This window comes from Kocuria sp. CPCC 205263 (assembly GCF_040981075.1).
Lineage (GTDB): Bacteria > Actinomycetota > Actinomycetes > Actinomycetales > Micrococcaceae > Kocuria > Kocuria rosea.
On the sequence record NZ_JAVKPV010000006.1, the window covers coordinates 211631 to 234147 of the forward strand.

At 74.5% G+C, this 22517-nt stretch carries 18 protein-coding genes; 12 read left to right on the plus strand and 6 right to left on the minus strand.

Annotation, left to right across the window (positions count from 1 at the left end):
- The first annotated feature begins 75 nt into the window (after positions 1 to 75).
- Positions 76 to 969, plus strand: a complete 894-nt coding sequence (locus tag RF647_RS11680) for a fructosamine kinase family protein (protein WP_368811831.1) — start codon at positions 76 to 78, stop codon at positions 967 to 969.
- Between the two features lie 37 nt (positions 970 to 1006).
- On the opposite strand, the gene RF647_RS11685 is transcribed toward RF647_RS11680, so the two are convergent.
- Positions 1007 to 1939 carry a tryptophan-rich sensory protein gene (locus RF647_RS11685; RefSeq protein ID WP_368811832.1) on the minus strand — a complete coding sequence of 311 codons (933 nt, stop codon included), beginning with the start codon at positions 1937 to 1939 and terminating at the stop codon, positions 1007 to 1009.
- Between the two features lie 205 nt (positions 1940 to 2144).
- Here RF647_RS11685 and RF647_RS11690 point away from each other — a divergent pair, with 205 nt between their 5' ends.
- Complete coding sequence (locus RF647_RS11690) at positions 2145 to 3428, plus strand: saccharopine dehydrogenase NADP-binding domain-containing protein (RefSeq protein WP_368811833.1); 1284 nt, start codon at positions 2145 to 2147, stop codon at positions 3426 to 3428.
- A gap of 90 nt (positions 3429 to 3518) precedes the next feature.
- On the opposite strand, the gene RF647_RS11695 is transcribed toward RF647_RS11690, so the two are convergent.
- The 3 genes from RF647_RS11695 to RF647_RS11705 all read right to left on the minus strand — a co-directional run bounded on the left by RF647_RS11695 (position 3519) and on the right by RF647_RS11705 (position 6023).
- A complete protein-coding gene (locus RF647_RS11695) occupies positions 3519 to 4694 on the minus strand; it encodes a zinc-dependent alcohol dehydrogenase (RefSeq protein ID WP_368811834.1) in 1176 nt (391 codons plus the stop codon).
- Between the two features lie 71 nt (positions 4695 to 4765).
- A complete protein-coding gene (locus tag RF647_RS11700; RefSeq protein WP_368811835.1) occupies positions 4766 to 5497 on the minus strand; it encodes a hypothetical protein in 732 nt (243 codons plus the stop codon).
- Positions 5498 to 5609: 112 nt separating this feature from the next.
- Complete coding sequence (locus RF647_RS11705; RefSeq protein ID WP_368811836.1) at positions 5610 to 6023, minus strand: hypothetical protein; 414 nt, start codon at positions 6021 to 6023, stop codon at positions 5610 to 5612.
- Positions 6024 to 6278: 255 nt separating this feature from the next.
- On the opposite strand from RF647_RS11705, the gene RF647_RS11710 reads away from it, so the two are divergent.
- Both RF647_RS11710 and RF647_RS11715 read left to right on the plus strand, forming a co-directional pair.
- On the plus strand, positions 6279 to 6941 hold the full coding sequence (locus RF647_RS11710; RefSeq protein ID WP_368811837.1) for a TetR/AcrR family transcriptional regulator: 663 nt from the start codon (positions 6279 to 6281) through the stop codon (positions 6939 to 6941).
- Positions 6942 to 7018: 77 nt separating this feature from the next.
- Positions 7019 to 9577 (plus strand): MMPL family transporter, encoded by a 2559-nt coding sequence (locus RF647_RS11715; RefSeq protein ID WP_368811838.1) that lies wholly within the window; start codon positions 7019 to 7021, stop codon positions 9575 to 9577.
- 90 nt (positions 9578 to 9667) lie between these two features.
- Here the strand turns inward: RF647_RS11715 and RF647_RS11720 are convergent, their stop codons facing one another.
- Positions 9668 to 11452, minus strand: coding sequence for an N-acetylglutaminylglutamine amidotransferase (locus RF647_RS11720; RefSeq protein ID WP_368811839.1), 1785 nt, complete (start codon positions 11450 to 11452; stop codon positions 9668 to 9670).
- A 136-nt stretch (positions 11453 to 11588) separates the two neighbouring features.
- Positions 11589 to 12254 carry a TetR/AcrR family transcriptional regulator gene (locus RF647_RS11725; RefSeq protein WP_368811840.1) on the minus strand — a complete coding sequence of 222 codons (666 nt, stop codon included), beginning with the start codon at positions 12252 to 12254 and terminating at the stop codon, positions 11589 to 11591.
- 144 nt (positions 12255 to 12398) lie between these two features.
- On the opposite strand from RF647_RS11725, the gene RF647_RS11730 reads away from it, so the two are divergent.
- The 8 genes from RF647_RS11730 to RF647_RS11765 all read left to right on the plus strand — a co-directional run bounded on the left by RF647_RS11730 (position 12399) and on the right by RF647_RS11765 (position 22490).
- Complete coding sequence (locus RF647_RS11730; RefSeq protein ID WP_368811841.1) at positions 12399 to 13250, plus strand: urea amidolyase associated protein UAAP1; 852 nt, start codon at positions 12399 to 12401, stop codon at positions 13248 to 13250.
- Between the two features lie 55 nt (positions 13251 to 13305).
- Positions 13306 to 14013, plus strand: coding sequence for an urea amidolyase associated protein UAAP2 (locus RF647_RS11735; protein ID WP_368811842.1), 708 nt, complete (start codon positions 13306 to 13308; stop codon positions 14011 to 14013).
- A complete protein-coding gene (uca, locus tag RF647_RS11740; protein WP_368811843.1) occupies positions 14010 to 17669 on the plus strand; it encodes an urea carboxylase in 3660 nt (1219 codons plus the stop codon). The genes RF647_RS11735 and uca overlap by 4 nt, the downstream gene beginning before the upstream one ends.
- A 38-nt stretch (positions 17670 to 17707) precedes the next feature.
- The gene (gene atzF, locus RF647_RS11745) at positions 17708 to 19060 is read left to right on the plus strand and encodes an allophanate hydrolase (RefSeq protein ID WP_368811844.1); all 1353 of its coding nucleotides are present in this window, start codon (positions 17708 to 17710) and stop codon (positions 19058 to 19060) included.
- Positions 19050 to 19508, plus strand: a complete 459-nt coding sequence (locus RF647_RS11750; protein ID WP_368811845.1) for a hypothetical protein — start codon at positions 19050 to 19052, stop codon at positions 19506 to 19508. The genes atzF and RF647_RS11750 overlap by 11 nt, the downstream gene beginning before the upstream one ends.
- Positions 19509 to 19669: 161 nt before the next feature.
- A complete protein-coding gene (locus RF647_RS11755; protein WP_368811846.1) occupies positions 19670 to 20923 on the plus strand; it encodes a M20 family metallo-hydrolase in 1254 nt (417 codons plus the stop codon).
- Positions 20924 to 21005: 82 nt separating this feature from the next.
- Positions 21006 to 21731, plus strand: coding sequence for a DUF5058 family protein (locus tag RF647_RS11760; RefSeq protein ID WP_133409534.1), 726 nt, complete (start codon positions 21006 to 21008; stop codon positions 21729 to 21731).
- Between the two features lie 27 nt (positions 21732 to 21758).
- Entirely contained in the window at positions 21759 to 22490 is a 732-nt protein-coding gene (locus RF647_RS11765; RefSeq protein WP_368795674.1) for a hypothetical protein, read from the plus strand.
- Positions 22491 to 22517: the final 27 nt, after the last annotated feature.

Here is a 22517-nt window from a genome sequence, read left to right on the forward strand (position 1 = left end):
ACCGGCAGGACGCCGGCCGGGCCCCTCCGCGGAACACGGGCACGGAGCAGGACGCATCGACCAGGACGGACGGACATGAGCACCTTCGACCGGGCGGCCGATCTGCCGCACGACCTCACCGACGACCTCCTCGACGGCCTCGGGGTGGAACGGGCCACCCCGCTGGGCGGCGGCGACACCGCGGCGGCCTTCCGCCTGGAGACGGCGCGGGGACCCCTGTTCGCGAAGACCATGGCGGACCCGCCCGCCGGGATGATGGCGGCGGAGGTCGCGGGACTGCACGCCCTGCGGGAGCACGTGCCGGAGTTCCTCGGGGTGCCGGAGGTCGTGCGGTGGACGGACGACGGCATCGTCCTCGTGTGGATCGACGAGGCCCCGGGCCGGCGCCCGTCCGGGACCGAGGCGGAGTGCGGGCGCGGGCTCGCGGCGCTGCACCGGGTGCGGGGGAAGGCCTTCGGAGGGCTCGACCCGGAGCTGCCCGGGCGGATCGGGTCCTTCGCGGTGGACCTGTCCCCGACCCAGGACTGGGCCGCGTTCCTGCTCGACCGGCGGATCCGCCCGCTCCTGCGGGACGCGCTCGGGGCCGGCCGGATCGCCCCGCACGCCGCGGACCTGCTCGAGGAGCTCGCCCCGCGGGCCGAGGAGCTCGCGGGACCGCCGGAGCCCCCCACCCTGGTGCACGGTGACCTGTGGGCCGGGAACCGGCTCGTGGACGTCCGGGGCCGGAACTGGCTGATCGACCCGTCGGCGTACTGGGGCCACCGCGAGGTCGACATCGCGATGATGCTGCTGTTCGGCGGCTTCGGCGAGGAGTGCCTGGCCGCCTACGACGCCGAGCACCCGTTCGCGCCCGGCTGGCAGGAGCGGGTGCCGTGGTACCAGCTGCCGCCGCTGCTGGTGCACGCCGTCCGGTTCGGCGGCGGCTACGGGGACGCGGCCGTGCGGGCGCTCCGGCAACTGCGCGGCTGACCGGCCGCGCCGGGACGCGGCGGCGGGAGCAGGGGCCTCAGCGCCGCTCGTCCACGGCCCGACCGGCCCTGCGCTGCTCTGCCCTGCGCTGCTCCGCCTTGCGCTGCTCGGCATGCTCCTCACCGGCACCGGCACCGGCACCGGCACCGGCACCGGCACCGGCACGGCGGCGGACGTACGCCGTGGCCGGCACCACCAGTACCGCCGCCGCGGCCGCGCCCCAGGCCAGGAGCACGGACCGCGGCTCGTCCGTGGCCCGGCCGACCGCGATCCAGGACAGCCCCCACGCGGAGGCGGCGGCCACGGCCCAGCGCCCGCCGACCCGCCGCTGGATGGCGGCGACGACCGCCGCGAGCACGAGCACGACGACGACGCCGATCCACTCGGCGCCCCGGCCCTCCTGCGACACGCCCGAGGACACGAGGGCGGCCGCCACGTTGGCCGCCGTCGCGACGGACACCCAGCCCAGGTACAGCCCGAAGGTGCCGTCGACCACGATCAGGTCGAGCGGGCCGCGCCGGCCGGGGACCTCGGTCAGGCGCACCACCAGCAGGCCCAGGACGAGGACCAGGGCGACGATCACCCCGACGCTGGCCCAGATCCAGCCCTGCTGGGTGACCAGCAGCCAGCCGGCGTTGAGGAGCATGGACGCCGCCGCGAGCCGGCCGGTGGCGCGGGCCCGGGGGTCCGTCGTCCGCGAGGGCAGCCACTGCCAGACGGTGTAGGCGAACAGCCCCAGGTAGATCACCGACCAGATCGAGAACGCCGTGCCGGCCGGGGCGAGCAGGGTGGCGTCCGCGGAGAGGCTGCCGCCGGACGACTCCTCGACCCGGGTGCCGAAGACGCCGATGCCGACGAGCGTGCCCAGCAGGCACGCGATCTCGCTGACGGTGACCAGCACCTGGCGGACGCGGTCCGCGCGGGTCGGCCGGAGGTCGGTGCGGCCGGTGCTGACGGGGGAGGCGGTCACGGCGGGGCCTTTCTCGGGTGGCACGGACCGGGAGTCACGGGTCGGGGCTCCCGGGTCGGGGTGCACGGGATGGAATGCACGGGTCGGAAGGTGCGGGTCCTCGACCGCCACGGTAGGTCCTGGACCTGACTGCCACCAGGGACGGGGCGCCGGCCGGGGCACCCGTTCCCGGCCGGCGCCCGGGCCGTTCCCCTAGAGTGGCCGGATGGAACCCGAGCAGACGTCCCGGCCCGTCGTGGGCCTTCTCGGCGCCACCGGCATCACCGGGCGCGTGGCACTGGCCCATCTCCTGGCGCGGGCGCCCGAGGCGGGGGTGGACGTCGTCGTCGGCGCCCGGAACCCCGAGCGCGTGCGAGCGCTGTGCGCCGAACGGGAGCTCCCCGTCCCCGAGGTCCTGCACGCCGACGTCGCGGAGCCCGACTCGCTGCGCGCGTTCGTCCGGCGGGTCGACGTGCTGGTCAACCTCGCCGGGCCCTACACGCGGCTGGCGCCCCCGGTGCTCGCCGCGTGCGTCGCGGAGGGCACCCACTACCTGGACCTGACGGGCGAGTCGCAGCTCGCCCACCGCACCGACCGGGACCTGCACGAGGCCGCGCGGGCCGCCGGGGTCGCGATCGTGCACACGGCGGGCTTCGAGGCCCTGCCCGCCGACGTCCTCGTCGACGCCGCCCGCCGGCACGCCGCCGCGCGCGGCGGGACGCTGCGCTCCGCGGACCTCGTCACCTCCGTGCGCACGCCGCCGGGGACCGGGTTCTCGGAGTCGGTCTCGGGCGGGACCGTGCAGAGCCTCGTCGAGGTGCTGCGGGACCCGGACCCCGCCCGCACCGCGGACGTCGCCGCCCGTCTCCCCGACCCCGCGCCGGGCAGCGGGACCGCCGCGGACCCCGACGCCGTCCGCGCCGCCAGCCCGCTCCGTCTGCGCGCCCGGACCGCCCGCGGCCGGGTGCTCGCGGCCATGAGCCCGCTCGCGGCGATCAATCCCCCGGTGGTGCACCGCACCCAGGCCCTCAGCCCCGTCCCGGGGGCCGCCGCGCACCCCCTGGCCTTCCGCGAGGCCATGGACGTCGGCCGGGCGGGAGGGCTCCGTGGGGCCGGGCGCTGCGCCGCGGCCGTGGCGGTGGCCGTCTTCCAGGCGCTCGCCGGCCTCGCCGCCGCCCTGCCGCACCCGGTGCGGGCGAGGCTCGCCGACGTCCTGGCAGGGGTCCTGCCCCAGGTCGGGACGGGTCCGGCGGGCGACGTGCTCACCGGCTGGTCCTGGACCACCCGCGGCGTGTTCACCACCCACGAGGGCAGCAGCTTCCCCGCCGTGCTGGAGGCGCAGGGCAATCCCGGCTACGGCACCACCCCGTGGCTGACCACGGAGCTCGCCCTGCGCATGGCGGTGCGCGGCGTCCCGGCCGCCGCCCTCGGCTCGAGCACGCCCGCCCTGGCCCTGGACGGGGACCTCGACGCCCTGCTCCCGGCCCGGGTGCGCATCACGGTCGGCTGAGCACCGCGGACCGGACACCGTGGACGGCGCGCGCCGGCCCCCGTCCCTCGCGAGGGACGGGGGCCGGCGGCACGACCGCTGCGGGCGGGACTACGGCTTGAGCACCACCTTGATGCAGCCGTCCTCCTTCTTCTGGAACTTCTCGTACATCTCCGGCGCCTGCGACAGCGGCACCTGGTGGGTCGCCAGGTCGAGGACGCCCAGCGGGTCCGAGGGGTCGTCCACGAGCGGCAGGAGCTCGTCGATCCAGAACTTCACGTTGCACTGGCCCATGCGCAGCTGGACCTGCTTGTCGAACAGCGTGAGCATCGGCATGGGGTCCTTCATGCCGCCGTACACGCCGCTGAGCGAGATCGTGCCGCCGCGCCGGACGGCGTCGATGGCGGTGTACAGCGCGTCGAGCTTGTCCACCCCGACGGTCTCCATCGCCTTGCGGCCCAGCGGGGACGGCAGCAGTCCCACCGCCGCGTGGGCCACCCCGGCCACGTGGGAGCCGTGCGCCTCCATCCCGACCGCGTCCACCACGGAGTCCGGGCCGCGGCCGTCCGTGAGGTCCTTGAGCCGCTCCGCCACGTCGCCCGCGGAGTCCAGCGTCTCGATGCCGTGGCGCTCGGCCATGGCCCGGCGCTCGGCGACCGGGTCCACCGCGAGCACCCGGTAGCCCAGGTGCCGCCCGATCCGGGCGGACATCTGGCCGATCGGGCCCAGCCCCAGCACGGCCAGGGAGCCGCCCTCCGGGGGAGCGGCGTACTTCACGGCCTGCCACGCGGTGGGCACCACGTCGGACAGGTAGAGGTAGCGCTCGTCCTCACCGGTCTCGGGGACCTTGATGGGCCCGTAGTCGGCGTGCGGCACCCGCAGGTACTCGGCCTGCCCGCCCGGCACGGAGCCGTAGAGCCGCGAGTAGCCGAGGAACGCCGCGCCGCTGTTGTACTCCCGGACCTGGGTGGTCTCGCACTGCGACTGCAGCCCCTGGTTGCACATGAAGCAGTGCCCGCAGGAGACGTTGAACGGGATGACCACGCGGTCCCCGGCCTTGATGTGGGTGACGGCCGGGCCGACCTCCTCGACGATGCCCATCGGCTCGTGGCCGATGATGTCGCCCTTGTCCATGAACGGGCCCAGCACCTCGTACAGGTGCAGGTCGGACCCGCAGATCCCGCTCGACGTGATCCGCACGATCGCGTCCGTGGGCTCCTGGATCCGCGGATCCGGGACCTCCTCGACGCTCACCGAGCGCTTTCCCTGCCATGTCAGAGCCTTCATCGATCCTCCTTCTCAGAACGGCCCCTCCGGTGCGGAAGGACAGCATGCTGATCTGTTCGGTCCGGCCCAGCCTACTCGGCGGTGTCCGGACCCGCATAGTGCGGGGCCTCGGCCGCGGTCTCGCCCCGGAGGAAGTACGCCCCCACCGAGCCGGCCAGGGTCGCGAAGACGGCCACCGAGTAGAGCGCGAGCACCACCTCCAGCACGCGGGGGAAGCCTCCCTGCGCCCCGAGCTCCCGGCCCGTGACGGTGGACATCGCCGCGTCGGACAGCGCCGGGCCGTATCCCGCGTAGTGGCCGAGGACGTACAGCAGCTGGCTCGAGACCAGCACGACGACGCCGGTGACCGCCGCGAGCCAGCCGATCCTGCTGGACAGCAGCTTCCCCGCCGAGCGGGAGCCGCGCACCCCGGCCGAGAGCACGCTCCCCGCCCGCGTCAGCCGGGTGAGCCGGAGCAGCCGGGCGGCCTGCAGCGCGCGGACGAAGCGCAGGAAGGGCAGCAGCAGGAACAGCACCTGCCACCAGTTGCGCTTCCAGAACCGGGCGGAGAACCCAGCGACGTAGGCCCGGAGCAGGAACTCGCCGACGAACACGGCCCAGAAGAGCCAGCCGACCACGTTGAGGAGGGCCACGAGCCCGGGGTCCTCGGCGAGCAGCTGCCCGAGCACCACGAACAGGAACAGGACGCCCAGCACGCCCATCGGCCGGTCGAGCCGGCGCGCGAGCCCCTCCGCGAGGCCCAGCTGCTCGGCCTCGTCGACCGGCCGCCGGTGCTCGCGCCGGGTGCCGTCGTTCCTCGCCACTGCTGTCCTCTCGGTCGCGCCGGTCTGCTCCTGGGCCCACGGTAGGGCACGGGCGCCGCGGACCCCGCCCGGGGCGCGGGCGCTCGCCCGTCCGGGCGGGGGGTGCGGAGGGTCAGTCCGTTCGCGTCACGGTCGCGTCGACGAGGATGAGCTCCTCGCCGCGGTCGACGTAGAGCTGCGCCGTCTCCTCGTCGGCGACCGCCTGCAGGGCCTCGTAGTCGTCGACCGTGAAGACGTCCCGCTCCTCCACCGTGCCGGTGGCCTCGACCTCGTCGCCCACGGACAGCCCCTCCGGCAGCCGGTCGGCGAGCACGAGCGTGTCCTCCGCGCCGATGGCGATCACCTGGTGGGCCAGGACCTCCTGCACCTCGCCGGTGAGCGTCATGGTCTCGCCCACGAGCTCCTCGGTGGGCACGCCCGACTGGTCGGCGCGGGTCAGCTCGGTCTCCTCGGCGCAGCCGGCGGCGGTGCCGGCCAGGAGGAGCGCGGCCGCCGCGGAGGCTGCGGTCCGGGGGAAGCGGTGCATGGTGGTCTCCTCGTCGTCGTGCTGTGCTCGGTGCCGTTCTGGCAGGACGGGGACGACCGTACGCGGGAGGATCACCGTGCGGCCACCCCCGAGGGCCCTCCCGCAGGGTTCTCGCCGCGGATCGTGACCCGGCCGTGACCCGTCACTCCCCTCCGCTCCCCGCGGTCGGCGTGCCGGCGGGCCGCGTCCGGTATGGCAGATTGCACATAGTGCAATGTTGCACGGAGTGCATGGTTGCACCTAGTGTCAGCACTCGTGACGAACCTGCCCGCCGAGCCTGCCCGGCACCACCCACCGGAGGACCGGCGGGAGGCCGTGAAGTACCACAACCGCCGCGCCATCATCGACGCCGCCGCGGCCCTGGCCGCGGAGCGCGGACTGGGACGCTTCACCGTCAACGACCTCGCCGAGCGGGCCGGGGTCTCGCGGCGCACCATCTTCAACCACTTCGCCTCCGCGGACGACGCCGTCTACGCGCGCTTCAGCGAGCTGCTCGGCGTGTTCGTCGACAACTTCGCGCGCGTCGTGGAGGCCACCCCGCCGCCAGCGAACCCCAGCCCCGGCGCCGTCCTCGAGCAGCTGGCCGACGTCATCGAGCGGACCGAGCTCGTCCCCGCCATGTGCCACATCGCCCACCTGATGGGCGCGAGCGGGGACAGCCCCATCACCGCGATGTGGGCGCACGAGGTGTTCCAGACCCTCACCGCCCGGCTGGCCGCGGAGATCACCGACCGGGTCCCCGGCGCGCCCTCCTTCACCGTGGACCTGCTCGCGAGCCTGCTGCTCCACGCCCTGGCCGTGTCCTTCGAGCGGTGGGCCGAGGAGACCGGCGCGGTGGACACCCCGGACAGCCGCGAGACCTGGCGCCGGCTGCTGCGCACCGCCGTGGACCGTCTGCGCCACGGCTTCGCGGACTGACCCAACCGACAGTGCACGACCCCCAGAGCACGACCCGCAGAGCACGACCGACAGAACACGACCGACAGAGAAGAGACATGGCACATCTGCTGTACCGACTCGGGCGCTTCGCCGCCCGCCGCGCCTGGGCCGTGGTCGCGGCCTGGGCGGTGGTCCTGCTCCTCGCCGGCGGCGCCTTCGCCGCCTTGGGCGGGCAGCTGACCAACGCGATCACCGTTCCCGGCACCGAGACCCAGCGTCTCGCCGACCGCCTGCAGAGTGAGCTGCCCGACGCCGGCCACGGCACCGGCCGGATCGTGTTCCAGACCGAGGACGGCGACCCGTTCACCGCGGACCAGCGCGAGCAGGTCGGCGCGGCGCTGGCCGCCGCGGAGACGTCCCCGGGCGTCGACGGCGTCCTGGACCCGTTCGCCGCCCAGGACGAGCGCGAGGCGCAGGAGCAGCAGCTCGCGGACGGGCGCGAACAGGCCGCCGACGGCCGCGCGCAGCTCGACGCCGCCGAGGACACGCTCGACGAGAACCAGGAGAAGCTCGACGCCGCCCGGGAGCAGGCCGAGCGGGCCGACGCCCCCGACCAGGTCCTCGACGAGCTCGACGACCGCCAGGAGGCCCTCGACGACGGCCGCGCGGAGCTCGAGCGCAACCGGGAGCAGCTCGCGGACGGTCTGCCCGAGCTCGACCGCGGCGAGCGGATGATGGCCCTGGCCGAGGAGACCCGCACGGTCTCCGCGGACGGGACCACCGCGATGGCCGTGGTGACCTTCACCGCCGAGCAGCAGGCGGTCACCGCCGAGGAGAAGGAGTCCCTCCAGGCCGCCGTGGACGGCACGGAGATCGAGGACGTGCAGGTCGACTACTCCCTGGAGATCGCCCAGGACATCTCCCAGCTCGTCGGCCCCGCCGAGGTGATCGGCGTGGTCATCGCCGGGATCGTGCTGCTCGTCATGCTCGGCACCCTCGTGGCCGCCGGCCTGCCCATCCTGATGGCGCTCACCGGCGTGTCCGTCGGCGCCCTCGGCGTGCTGTCCTTCTCCGGGGTGCTGGACATGATGTCGGTGACCCCGATGCTGGGCGTCATGCTCGGACTGGCCGTGGGCATCGACTACTCGCTGTTCATCCTCAACCGGCACCGCCAGCAGCTGCTGGCCGGCACGGAGCTGCACGAGTCCATCGGCCTGGCCACCGGGACCTCCGGCAACGCGGTGGTCTTCGCCGGGCTGACCGTGATCATCGCCCTGGCCGCGCTCAACGTCACCGGCATCCCGTTCCTGGGCGTCATGGGCACCGCGGCGGCGGTCTGCGTGGCCGTGGCCGTGCTGGTCGCCGTGACCCTCACCCCGGCGCTGCTGTCCCTGGTGGGGCAGCGGCTGCTCTCCGCCCGCGCCCGGACCCGCGCGGCCCGCCGGCCCGCCCACCTCGGGGAGCCCCGCCCCGGGGTGGCCACCCGCCACCCGGTGCTGACCCTCGTGGCCGGCGTGCTCGCGCTCGCCGTCGTCGCGCTCCCCGCGGCCTCGATGCGCCTGGGCCTGCCGGACGCCTCCTCCGAGCCCGAGGACTCCACCCAGTACCGCACCTACCAGGTCCTCGACGAGAAGTTCGGCGCCGGCGCCAACGGCCCGCTGCTCGTGGTCGCCGACCTGCCGGAGGGCACGGACGGGTCCGGGGCCGCCGATCTGCAGCTCGCCGTGGGCGAGGAGCTCATGGCGGAGGACGACGTCGTCTCGGTGGTCCCGGCGGGGCTGTCGGAGGACCACCGGACCGCCGCGTTCCAGGTCGTGCCCGTGGACGGCCCGGCCGCCGAGTCCACCGAGCAGCTCGTCAACGACCTGCGCGCCCTGTCCCCCGCCCTGGAGGACGAGCTCGGGGTGACCATCGGCGTCACTGGCCAGACCGGCGGCAACATCGACGTCTCCCAGCTGCTGGCCGACGCGCTGCCGCTGTACCTCACCGTGGTGATCGGGCTGTCCCTGGTGCTGCTGGTGCTCGTCTTCCGCTCGATCCTCGTGCCGGTCGTGGCGACCGCCGGGTTCATGCTCTCCCTCTTCGCCGCGTTCGGCGCGGTGGTGGCGATCTACCAGTGGGGCTGGCTGGGCGGTCTGCTCGGCGTGCACGCGCCGGGTCCGGTGCTCAGCTTCCTGCCCACCATCCTCGTGGGCGTGCTGTTCGGCCTGGCCATGGACTACCAGCTGTTCCTCGTCTCCGGGATGCGGGAGGCGTTCGTGCACGGCCGCTCGGCGCGGGCCGCCGTGCAGGAGGGGCTCCAGGCCGGGCGGGCCGTGGTCACCGCCGCCGCGATCATCATGATCTCGGTGTTCGCCAGCTTCATGTTCTCCCACATGGCGATGATCCGGCCCCTGGGCTTCGGCCTCGCCTTCGGCGTGCTCGTCGACGCCTTCGTGGTGCGCATGACGCTGATCCCCGCGGTCATGCACCTGCTCGGCGACCGGGCCTGGTGGCTGCCCCGCTGGCTCGACCGGATCCTGCCGAACGTGGACGTGGAGGGCGACTCCCTGCGCCGCGACCGCACCCCCGCCCCCGAGGACCCGGCCGCCGCGGCCGGCCCGAGCGGCTGGGGCGACGCGGCGCCGGGCCCGGACGCCGAGCGCGAGCTGGTCGGCGCCGGCCGGCGCGACTGACGCGGAGGCGGAGGTCTCCGGCGACGACGGCGCGCCCCGTCACCCGCTGCGGGTGACGGGGCGCGCCGTCGTCGGTCCGGTCCCGTGCCGTCAGGAGATGCCGTTCTCCTGCAGCCACATCTCCAGCAGGCCCAACTGCCACAGCACGTTCGAGCGCAGCGGCGTGTGGTGCTGGTTCGGGTCGGCCAGCAGGGTCTCCACGACCTCCGAGTTGTAGAGCCCGCGCCGCACCGCCGCCGGGTCGGTCAGGGCGGCCTCGACGCGGTCCAGGGTCCCGCCCTCCAGGGTGCGGATCGCCGGGACCGGGAAGTAGCCCTTCTTCCGGTCGATCACCTCGTCCGGGACGATGCCGCGCGCCGCGCGCTTGAGCACGCCCTTGCCGCCGTCGGCGAGCTTGAGCTCCGGCGGGATGCGCCCGGCGAACTCCACGAGCTCGTGGTCGAGGAACGGCACCCGCGCCTCGAGGCCCCAGGACATGGTCATGTTGTCCACGCGCTTCACGGGGTCGTCCACGAGCATCACCGTGGAGTCGGTGCGCAGGGCGGCGTCCACGGCCGTCTCCGCGCCGGGGCGGCCGAAGTGGCGCTCGATGAACGCGGTCGGCGCGTCGTGGGTCGCCATCCACTCGGGGGAGAGGACCTTCGCGAGCCGGGACCACGGCCGGTCGAAGAACGACTGGGAGTAGGTCTTCCGGGCGTCGTCGCGCGCGACGTCGGCCAGCGGCGGGTACCAGTGGTAGCCGCCGAGCACCTCGTCGGCGCCCTGCCCCGACTGCACCACCTTGACGTGCTTCGAGACCTCCTCGCTGAGCAGGTAGAAGGCCACGCAGTCGTGGCTGATCATGGGCTCGCTCATCGCGGCGACGGTCCGGTCGATCGCCGGGACCAGGCGGGCGTCGTCGATCGCGATCTGGTGGTGGTTGGTGCCGAAGCGGCGGGCCACGAGGGACGAGAACTCGAACTCGTCCCCGGACTCCTCGCCCCGGGACTCGAAGCCGATGCTGAACGTCTGCAGGTCCTCCTGCCCGCTCTCCGCGAGCAGGGCGACGACGAGGCTCGAGTCGATGCCGCCGGAGAGCAGTACGCCCACGGGGACGTCCGCCACCATGCGCCGCTTCACCGCGGTTCGCAGCCTCTCGACGAGCCCGTCCTGCCAGTCCTGCTCGGACCAGCCCGAGCGGTCCTCGTCGCGGGTGAACTGGGGATTCCAGTACTCGTGGTCCGAGGCCGAGCCGTCGGGCTCGACCGTGCGCACGGTCGCCGGCGGCATCTTCCGCACGCCCTTGAGGACCGTGCGCGGGGCCGGGACCACCGAGTGGAAGGTGAGGTAGTAGGACAGGGCCGTGCGGTCGATCGAGGTGTTGACGTCCCCGGCCGCCAGCAGCGCCTGCACCGTGGACGCGAACCGCAGCCGCGCCCCCGTGTGGTCGACGTAGAGCGGCTTGATGCCCAGCCGGTCGCGGGCCAGGACGGTGCGCCCGCTCGTGTGCTCGGTGATCGCGAAGGCGAACATGCCGTGGAAGTGGTAGACGCACTCCCGGCCCCAGCGGTGGTAGGCCTTCAGGGCCACCTCGGTGTCCGAGGTGGAGAAGAACTCGTAGCCCATTCCCCGCAGCTCCTCGCGCAGCTGCCGGTAGTTGTAGATCATCCCGTTGAACACGATCGACAGCCCCAGCCGGGAGTCGACCATCGGCTGCCCGCCCGAGGGGCTCAGGTCGACGATCTTCAGCCGGCAGTGGCCCATGGCCACCGGCCCCTGGGCCCAGGCGCCCTGCCCGTCCGGGCCGCGGCCGGCCTGGGCGCACGTCATGCGGTGGATCGTGCCCGGGTCCGCGCCGGCGCCGTCGAACCGGACCTCACCGGCGATGCCGCACATCAGCGCTCACCTCCGCTCCGGGGCGCAGGGCTGGTCGGGACCGGAGATCCGTGACGCGAGAGCATCCCCCCATGCTACGGGGTCCGGCCGCCCCGGCGGCCCTGCGAAGGCGGGCGGCCTTCCGCCGGCAAGGGGGTCAGTCCGCCCGGTCGAGGCGCTCCAGCAGGTCCAGGGCCCGGCTCCGGGTCTCCTCCGTGACCCGGCCGGGCGCCTCCGCCAGCCGCAGCGCCGCGTCCGCGATCCGGGCGGCCGCGTCCCCGGGCAGCCGCGGGTCCGTCCGCTGCCGCTGGAGGATGACGTTCTCCACGAGCCCCATGACCACGGCGGCGTCGAAGGCCGTGGCGGGGTGCCCGCTGGTCCGTTCCAGCAGCGTCCCGTAGATCCGCTCCAGTGCGTCCCGGTTCTCGTGGAACTCCTCGAAGCCCTCCGTGCGCAGCTCCGGGGCGAAGTAGAGGGCCCCGAGGTTCTGGGGGTCCTCCAGGAGCAGCCGGGTGTCCGCGAAGCACAGGGCCCAGAGCGTCACGTGCCCGGGGGCGTCCGCCGCGAGCAGCCGCTCGGCCAGCCGGCGCGAGGGCAGCACGGTGCCGAGCACGAGGCGCAGCAGGACGTCCTCCTTGGAGCGGAACCAGTGGTAGACGCTCGCCTGCTGGAGACCGGCCGCCTCGGCGACGGCCCGGGTGCTCGTGCGGCCGAAGCCGTGGCGCACGAAGAGCTCTCCGGCGGCATGGAGGATGTCCTGCTCGGCGCCGCGCCCGGTGGGGGAGGTGGTGCTCTTGCGCGGGCGTCCTCGGCTCTTCGTCACGCCACCGAACCTACCAATCCCCGCCGGGCCCGGTGCCGGGACGGCGGTTACACGGCCGAAACAGGCGCCGAACCCGGGGGAAACCCGGCCCTGGTTCTATATCTGTCAAGCGACAGAAAAGCCTCTCGGCAGAAGGAGCCGGCCATGACCGACACCCAGACCACGTCCTCCACGGGGACCACCGCCGGGGCCCGGGCCCACGCCCGCGCCCAGGAGGGCACCGCGGTCGAGTGCCGCCCCACCGTCCCGTCCACCACCTCCACCGGGGCCCCGGCCCGGGTGGCCCCGCAGGACCTCGTGTGGGCCGAGCGCGTGGCCGGCGGCAACTACACGCACAAGGTCCTGGACCGCGGGACCGCCGTGCGGCTCACCGACGTGCGGGGCGACGCCTGCGCCTCGGTCCTGCTCTACAACGCCTTCGAGCCCTTCGAGCGGCTCAACGTGGCCGACACCGTGAAGATCCAGTGGCAGGTCTACTCCGGCGCGGGACAGGTCCTGCTCTCCGACCAGGGCCGCGCGATGGCCACGGTGGTCGAGGACAGCTCGGGCCGCCACGACGCCCTCTACGGCACCAGCTCCCGGGCCCGCAACGAGGAGCGCTACGGGGACGGCCAGCCGCACGGCCCCAGCCCCGCCGGCCGCGAGCTGCTGGTCCTCGCGGGCGCCAAGCACGGGCTCGCCCGGCGGGACGTCCCGCCCTGCGTCTCCTTCTTCCAGGGCGTCGAGATCGCCCCCTCCGGGCACCCGGTGTTCACGGGCTCCGCCGGGGCGGGCGCGTCCCTGACCCTCGTCACCGAGATGCCGTGCGTGCTGCTGCTCGCCAACGCCGCCCACCCGCTGGACCCGCGCGAGGAGTACGTGAGCACCTCGCTCGACGTCGTCGCCTGGCGCGCCCGGGCCACCTCGCCCGAGGCCCCCGCCTGGAACTCGGCCCCCGAGCGCCGCCGCGCCTACCAGAACACCGCCGAGTACCTCCGCGCCCGCGGCCTGGCCTGAGCCCCGCGCGCAGAGAACAGCCACGAGACCAGCGACGAGAACGAGGAACCCCGCCATGACTGCTGCCACCACCACCGCCCGCACCACCACCCCGGCCGCCGGAGCCCTCGCGTCCCGGTTCGGCCCGGAGCTCCGCCGCGAGACCGTGGCGCCCCTCGCCCCCTGGTCCGCCGTCCTGACCGCCGGCCAGGTGCTGACCATCGTGGACGTGGACGGCAACCAGGCCGTCGACTTCCTGGTCTACGACGCCGTGGACACCGCCCGGGCCTACAGCGCGCAGGCCACCCTGCAGGGCCAGGACAGCGTCTACCTGACCGCCGGGTCCGTGCTGCGCAGCAACGAGCACGACCCGCTGCTGACCGTCGTCGGCACGGACGTGGAGCGCCACGACACCCTCGGCGGGGCCTGCTCCAAGGAGTCCAACACCCTGCGCTACGGCCACCACACCTGGTCCCAGCACGGGTGCGCCGACAACTTCCTCACCGAGCTCTCGAAGTACGGCCTGGGCAAGCGGGACCAGGTCTCCAACGTCAACTGGTTCATGAACGTCCCGGTGGACCCCGACGGCGCGCTCGGCATCGTGGACGGCATCTCCGCGCCGGGGCTGTCGGTGAGCCTGCGGGCGGAGCGCGACGTGCTCGTCGTCGTCTCCAACTGCCCGCAGATCAACAACCCGTGCAACGGCTTCGACCCGTCCCGCGCCGAGATGATCGTTTCCGCCGGCACCTCCGTCACCACGGCCGGGCAGGAGGCCCGGGCATGAGCGCCTTCGACACCGTCCTCGTGGCCAACCGCGGCGAGATCGCCGTGCGGATCATCCGCTCCGTCCAGGCCCTCGGGCTGCGGGCCGTGGCCGTGTACTCGGACGCCGACCGCGGCGCCCTGCACGTCGGTGCGGCCGACGAGGCCGTGCACCTCGGGGCCTCGCCCGCCGCGGAGAGCTATCTGGACATCGGGAAGATCATCGCCGCGGCCAGGCGCACCGGGGCCGGGGCGATCCACCCCGGCTACGGCTTCCTCTCCGAGAACACCGAGTTCGCCGAGGCCTGCGAGGCGGCCGGGATCGCCTTCGTCGGCCCCACCGGGGACCAGCTGCGGATCTTCGGGTCCAAGCACACGGCCCGGGACGCCGCCGTGGCCGCCGAGGTGCCCCTGCTCGCCGGCACCGGCCTGCTCGACTCGCTCGAGGACGCGCTCGCGCAGGCCGAGGGCATCGGCTGGCCCGTGATGCTCAAGGCCACCGCCGGCGGCGGCGGGATCGGCATGCAGGAGTGCCGCGACGCCGAGGATCTGCGCGGGGCGTGGGAGAGCGTCCGGCGCGTGGCCGGGGCGAACTTCTCCTCCGCCGGGGTCTTCCTGGAGCGGCTCGTGGAGCGGGCCCGGCACGTGGAGGTGCAGGTCTTCGGCGACGGCCGCGGCGACGTCCTCGTGGTCGGGGACCGGGACTGCACCCTCCAGCGCCGCCACCAGAAGGTGGTCGAGGAGGCCCCGGCCCCCGACCTGCCCGAGCACGTGCGCGCCGCGATCCACGACGCCGCCCGGCGGCTGTGCGCCTCCGTCGCCTACCGCTCCGCCGGCACGGTCGAGTTCGTCTACGACCCGGTCCGCCAGGAGGCGGCGTTTCTCGAGGTCAACACCCGCCTGCAGGTGGAGCACCCCGTGACCGAGGCCGTCTACGGCGTGGACCTCGTCGAGTGGATGCTCCGGCTGGCCGGCGGGGACCGCACCATGATGGATGCCGAGCCCACGGCCCGCGGCGCCGCCGTGGAGGCCCGGGTGTACGCGGAGAACACCGACCTGGACAACCTGCCCAGCGCGGGCACCGTCACCGGCCTCGTGGTCCCGGACGGCATCCGGGTGGACTCCTGGATCGAGGTCGGCACCGAGGTCAGCGCCTTCTACGACCCCCTGCTGAGCAAGTTCGTGGCCCACGGCGAGGACCGCGAGCAGGCGTGGGCGCGGCTGGAGGCGGCCCTCGAGCAGGCCCGCGTGCACGGCGTGGCCACCAACCTGGGCGTGCTGCGGGCCATCCCGCGGCTGCCCGCGGTGCGGGACGTGCAGCACTCCACCGCCACGCTGGAGGGCGTGCGCAGCGCCCAGCCGCGCCTCGAGGTGCTGCGGTCCGGGCTGCTGACCACCGTCCAGGACCGGCCCGGGCGGATCGGGTACTGGCCCGTGGGCATCCCGCCCTCGGGCCCCATGGACGAGCTGTCCTTCCGGCTGGGCAACGAGGCGCTGGGCAACCCCGAGCGCGCCGCCGGCCTCGAGGTGACGGCGGCCGGGCCGACCCTGCGCTTCCACACGCCCAGCCGGGTCATGGTGACCGGCGCCCCCGTCGAGGTCCTGGTCAACCGGGAGCCCGTGGCGCAGTGGACCGTGCTCGAGCTGGTCGCCGGGGACGTCCTCGCGATCGGCCGCGCCGAGCAGGGCATGCGCGCCTACCTGCTCCTGGAGGGCGGCCTGGACGTCCCGCTGGTGCTGGGCTCCGCCGCGACCTTCGTGCAGGGCGAGATCGGCGGCGCCGCCGGCCGCGCCCTGGCCCCCGGCGACGTCCTTGGGATCAGCACCCCGGCCGTGCCCCACGAGGTCGCCGACGTCCCGCTGGCCGAGCGCCCCCAGGTGGGCGCCTACTGGGAGGTCGGCGTCCTGGAGGGCCCCCACGCCGCCCCCGAGTTCTTCACCGTGGCCGACATGGAGGAGTTCTACGCCGCCGACTGGGAGGTCCACTTCAACTCCGACCGCACCGGCGTGCGCCTGGTGGGCCCCAAGCCCCAGTGGGCCCGCCGTGACGGCGGCGAGGCCGGCCTGCACCCCTCCAACATCCACGACACCCCGTACGCGGTGGGCGCGGTGGACTACACCGGGGACATGCCCATCCTGCTCGGCCCCGACGGCCCCAGCCTGGGCGGGTTCACGTGCCCGGCCACGGTGGCCGAGGGCCAGAAGTGGAAGCTGGGCCAGCTCCGCGCCGGGGACCGGGTGCGCTTCGTGCCCATCACCCAGGCCCAGGCCGCGGAGCTGCGCCGCGACCCGCGGGCCCGGGTGGCCCCGGGCCGGGACGCCGTGGTCGACGGCGGCGTGGTCACCTCCGTGCCCGCGACCGCGGACCGCCCCTCCCTGACCGTGCGGCGCAGCGGCGACTCCAACGTGTTGGTCGAGTACGGCGAGATGACCCTGGACATCGCCTCCCGGATGCGGATCGAGGCGCTGCGCCGGGCCCTGCAGCAGCAGGTCGACGACGGTGCGCTGACCGGCGTGCTCGAGATGACCCCGGGCATCCGCTCCCTGCAGATCCACCTCGACCCGGACCGGCTCGGCCTGGACGAGGTGCTCGAGCGCGTGCTGGTCCTCGACGCCGGGCTGCCCCCCACGCACGACCTGCGGCTGCCGAGCCGCACCGTGCACCTGCCGATGTCCTGGGACGACCCCGCCACCCGGGAGGCCATCCGGCGGTACGAGAAGGGCGTGCGCGACGACGCCCCGTGGTGCCCCTGGAACATCGAGTTCATCCGCCGGATCAACGGCCTGGACTCGGTCGAGGACGTCCGCTCGGTGCTCTTCGACGCCGAGTACCTGGTCCTGGGCCTGGGCGACGTCTACCTGGGCGCCCCCGTGGCCACCCCGGTGGACCCCCGGCACCGGCTGGTCACCACGAAGTACAACCCGGCCCGGACCTGGACCCCGCAGAACGCCGTGGGCATCGGCGGGGCGTACCTGTGCATCTACGGCATGGAGGGCCCCGGCGGCTACCAGTTCGTGGGCCGGACCACCCAGGTGTGGTCCACCCACCGGCAGCGCGGGCCCTACGAGGAGGGCACCCCGTGGTTGCTCCGGTTCTTCGACCGGATCAAGTGGTTCCCGGTGTCCTCCGAGGAGCTGGCGGAGATGCGCGCGGACATGGCCGTGGGCCGGCTGCCCCTGCGGATCGAGGAGGGCGAGTTCTCCATGGCCGAGTACCAGGCCTTCCTCGCCGAGCACCGGGAGGGCATCGACGCCTTCGAGGCCCGCCGGAAGGCGGCCTTCGACGACGAGCGCCAGGCGTGGGAGGAGGCCGGCGAGTTCGAGCGGGTCGCCGCCCTCGCGGAGGTCGTCCCGGAGGACGAGGTGGCCGTGGAGATCCCCGACGGGTGCGAGGGCGTCGAGGCGCAGTTCGCCGCCAACGTCTTCCGCGTGGACGTCCGGGTGGGCGAGACGGTGCGGGAGGGCCAGACCCTGATGGCGGTCGAGGCCATGAAGATGGAGGCCCCCGTGACGGCCCCCGCGGACGGCGTGGTGCACCGCATCGTCGTCGAGCCCGGGGCGCACGTGGGCCCGGGCGCCGTCCTGGCCGTGGTCCGCACGGCGGCCCCCGTGCCGGCGGGCACGGCACCGGCCGGCGCAGCACCGGCCGACCCCGCACCGGCCACCGAGACGGTCTGAGCAGCGGCCCGGACCCCACCAGCACGAGGAGAGCACCCATGACCACGACAGCAGAGACCGCAGCACCCCCGGCCCCGGCGGGATCCCCGGACCCCGGCGCGGCCGAGCGCACCGCCCACGAGCTCGTGGCACGGCGCTACCGCTTGATCGAGGAGGCGGACCGGCCGGAGGTGTGGATCGGCCTGCGCCCCCAGCGGGACGTGGCCGAGGACGTCGCCCGGGCGCTGGCCGCCCGGGCCGCCGGCGAGCACCTGCCGCTGGCCGGGACCCTGTTCGCGGTGAAGAACAACATCGACGTGGCCGGTCTGCCGACCACCGCGGCGTGCCCCGCGTTCGGCTACGAGCCGGAGCGCGACGCCGTGGTGGTCCGCCGGCTGAAGGAGGCGGGCGCGGTGGTGCTGGGCAGCACCAACCTCGACCAGTTCGCCACCGGGCTGGTCGGCACCCGCAGCCCGTACGGCGCGGTCCGGCACGCGGAGGACCCCGCCCGCATCTCCGGCGGGTCCTCCAGCGGCTCCGGGGTGGCCGTGGCCCTCGGTTTCGCGGACTTCGCCCTGGGCACCGACACCGCCGGATCCGGGCGGGTGCCCGCCGCCCTGCACGGGCTGTACGGGGTCAAGCCCACCAAGGGCGCCGTGCCCTCCACCGGGGTGGTGCCCGCATGCCGGAGCCAGGACGTGGTGACCACCATGGCCCGGGAGCTGCGCCTCGCCCGCCTCGCGGCGGACGTCATGGCCGGGGTCGACGACGGCGACGCCCGCTCCCGTCCACCCGCCGCGCCGCGGCCGGCCCGGCTGGACCGCGTCGTCGGGTTCGCCGAGCCGGAGCAGCTCGGGGAGCTCGCCCCCGGCTGGGCCGAGGCCTACGCCGCCGCCGTCCGGCGGCTCGGGGAGCGGGGCTTCCGGACCGTGCCGGTGGACATCGAGCCGTTCCTCGCGGCCGCGGCCCTGCTCTACGACGGCGCGTTCGTCGCCGAGCGCTGGACGGCCGTCGGCGCGTTCGTGGACGCCCACCCGGAGGACGTGGACCCCACGGTCGGGCGCATCGTCACCGGCGCCCGGGACATCCCCGCCCACCGGGTCTTCGCCGACCAGGAGTTCCTCGACGGCTGCGCCCGCCGGGCCAGGGAGGTGTTCGGCGCGCTCGACGCCCTCGTGCTGCCCACCACCACGTCCCACCCCACCCTCGCGGAGGTCGCGGCCGATCCCGTGGGCGCCAACAGCCGGATGGGCCGCTTCACCAACTTCGTGAACCTGCTCGACCTCTCCGCGCTCGCCGTCCCCGCCGGCCGGGTGGACGGCCTGCCCTTCGGCGTGCAGCTCGTGGGGGACACGTTCCAGGACGACCGGCTCGTGGACGTCGCCCGGGAGGGAGGCTTCGATGGCCGCTGATCCCGCGCCCGCGGTGTCCGCGTCCACCTCCGCCCCGTCCCCGACGGCGGCTCCCGGCGCCCCGGAGCTGCTGCTCGTGGTCGCGGGCGCCCACCTGCGCGGCCAGCCGCTCAACCCACAGCTGCTCGACCTGGCCGCCCGCTTCGTGGAGGCCACGACCACGGCCGCCGCGTACCGGATGTTCGCCCTGGACACCGTGCCCGCCAAACCCGGGGTGGTGCGCGTCCCGGGCCGCGGGGCGGCCCTGGCCGTGGAGGTCTGGGCGCTGGACGCCGCCGCGTTCGGCACGTTCGTCGCCGGGCTGCCCGCGCCGATGGCCATCGGCCGGGTCGAGCTCGCCGACGGCCGGGAGCTGCCCGGCTTCCTGGTGGAGCCCTGGGCGCTCGAGGACGCCGAGGACATCACGGTCCACGGCGGCTGGGCCGCCTACCGGGCGGCCGCCGGCTGAGCGGTCCGGACCGCTCAGCCCTGGTCGGACGGCGCCGGACTGGGTAACGTGCGGCATGACCGACAGGGCCGTCCGTCGCTCCCCGGCGTCGCTCCCCGGCGCCGCTGCCCGGCCGCGCGGGCAGCGCAGGACCCGACCGCTCGGCAGGAAGGACGTGCGCGATGCAGTTCGAGCTGGAGGAGACGACCCAGCGGGTCGAGGAGCAGGTCGCCGAGCTGGCCCGGCTGCGCCGGGACGACCGCCGGGGGTGGACGCGCCAGGTGTTCAGCGACCCCTACCGGGAGTCCCGCGCGTGGGTCGCGGCCCGGATGCGGGACGCCGGCCTGGAGGTCCACCGGGACGCCGCCGGGAACCTCGTCGGCCGGCTCGCCGGCTCCCGGCCCTCCGCGCCCGCACTGATGACCGGATCCCACACGGACACCGTCGACGGCGGCGGGCGCTTCGACGGCGTCGTCGGCGTGCTGGCGGCCGTCGAGGTCGCCCGGAGCATCCGCGCCTCGGGCACCCCGCTGTCCCGGGACCTCCTGGTCGTCGACTTCCTCGGCGAGGAGCCCAACGACTTCGGCCTCAGCTGCCTGGGCAGCCGGTCCATGGCCGGGGAGACGACGGCCGCCGACCTCGGCCGCCGCGACGGGGCCGGGCGGACCCTGGCCGCCGCCTACGAGGACTTCGGCCTCGACCCCTCCGCCGTGCTGCAGCCGTCCCGTCTCGATCCCGGTCCGCTGCACGCCTTCGTGGAGCTCCACATCGAGCAGGGGCCGGCGCTCGAGCAGGGCGGGGAGCAATTCGGCGTGGTGACCTCCGTCTGCGGCATCGAACGCTTCGTGGCCCACTTCGCCGGCCGGGAGGACCACGCCGGCACGAGGCCCGTCGCCGACCGGCAGGACGCCCTGGTGGCCGCCGCCGAGGCCGTCCTGGCCGTGCGCCGCGAGGGCTGCGGGGCGCCTGGCAACGGGGTGGCGACCGCCACGCACGCCGACAACCTCTCGCCGTCCCCCAACGTGGTCCCCAGCGCGGTCGACCTGCGGGGCGAGCTGCGCAGCATCGACCGGTCGTGGCTGTCCGGGGCCCGCCGGAGGCTGGGGGAGACCGTGCTCGCCGCCGCCCGCGGCTACGGTGTCGACGTCGAGTTCGACTGGACGACGGACAACCCCGTCGTCGACGCCCATCCGCGCGCCCACGACGTCGTTGCCGCGACGGCGGACCGGCTCGGGTACTCTTGGCGGCCGATCCCCAGCGGCGCCACGCACGACGCCGTGCACATGGCGGCCCTGGCGCCGATGGCGATGATCTTCGTCCCCTCCCGCGACGGCCGGAGCCACTGCCCCGAGGAGTGGACCGACCCCCTGGAGATCGGCCGGGGCGTCCACGTCCTCGGCGAGACCCTCCGGGCCCTCGACACCGCGCCGCTGTGACCTCCGGGCGCTGTGACCTCCGGCCGCCGGGACCTCCGGACGGCCACGACCCGAGCACGTCATCCCTGAACGGAGGCTCCGCATGAACACGCTGTCCGACTACGTCAACATGCCCTTCCTGTGGTTCTGCGCCCTGGCGGTCTTCGCCGTGATCATCCTGCAGACTGTCATCTACGTGCGCGCGGCCCGGCTCGTGGGCCCCGACGTCGGCTTCACCCGCCAGGACCTGCGCCAGTCCTTCCGCTCGGGCGGTGTCGCCGCGATCGGCCCGTCCCTCGCCGTGGTCGTCGTCGCGGTCGCCCTGCTCCCGCTGTTCGGGGCCCCGGCCGTCCTCGTGCGCATCGGACTGGTCGGCTCGGCCGCGACCGAGACCTCCTCGGCCAACCTCGCCGCCGGGACCCTGGACGCCGAACTGGGCGGGGCGGGCTGGACACCGGACGTCTTCACCGTGGCCTTCCTGGCCATGAGCCTCTCCGGCGGTCTGTGGATGCTGTCCACGCTGATCCTCACGCCCCTGCTGAAGCGGGGGGACGTCAAGCTCCGGTCGGTGAACCCCGCCCTGATGGCGATCGTCCCCTCGGCCGCGCTGCTGGCCGCCTTCGCCTCTCTGGGCATCGCCGAGCTCCCCAAGAGCTCCGTGCACATCCTGACGGTCGTGGTCTCCGCCATCGTGATGGCCGTGTGCCTGCTGCTCGCGCGGGCCCTCAGGGCGCCGTGGCTGCGGGAGTGGGGCCTCGGCTTCTCGATCATCATCGGCCTGGTCGTCGCCTACTTCGCCCACGGCGCCGGCATGGGCGCCACGGCCTGATCGCACCCAGAACCCGAAGGAGTCGTCATGGCCTCACCGACCGGCACGTCAGCCACCGCCTACGCCGTCTACGACCGCACCACGTCCCGCTGGGGACGGCTCACCATGATCCTGGGTCTGCTGTTCTCCTACGCCGGCCCGGTCTACCTGCTGCTCTTCTCCGGTCTGGAGATCCCGCTGTCCGACGTGGTGACCGCCTTCCTGGCGGTGGCGGCGGTCTTCGCGATCCTCGCCGTCGTCGAGCCCATCACCTACTACCCCGTGCTGGGGCCCGCCGCGATGTACCAGGCCTTCATGATCGGGAACATCGCGAACAAGCTGCTGCCCTCCGCGATCGTGGCCCAGGCGGCCATCGGCGCCAAGCCCGGGACCCGGCGCGCGGAGCTCGCGGCCGTCATGGCCATCTGCGGCGCGGCCGTCGTGCACATCGTCTCCCTGCTGCTCTTCGTCGGCATCCTCGGCACCTGGTTGGTCAGCGTGGTGCCCGAACCCGTCGTCGAGGTCGCCCGGCTCTACATCTTCCCGGCCATCATCGGCGCGGTGATCGTCCAGCTCGCCGCCTACGTGAAGCAGCCGCGGATCCTCCTCATCGCCCTCGCGGTGGGAGCGGTCGTCCAGCTGCTGCTCGTGCCGGTCCTGGGCACCACGTTCCGGAACTTCGCCACGGCCGTGGTGGTCCTGGCCACCATGGTCCTGGCGTGGGTGCTCCGCGACCGGAAGGCCGAGCACGCCGCGCCCGGGGACGAGAGCCTGCCGTGACCACACGAGCCGCCTTCCCCGAGACCC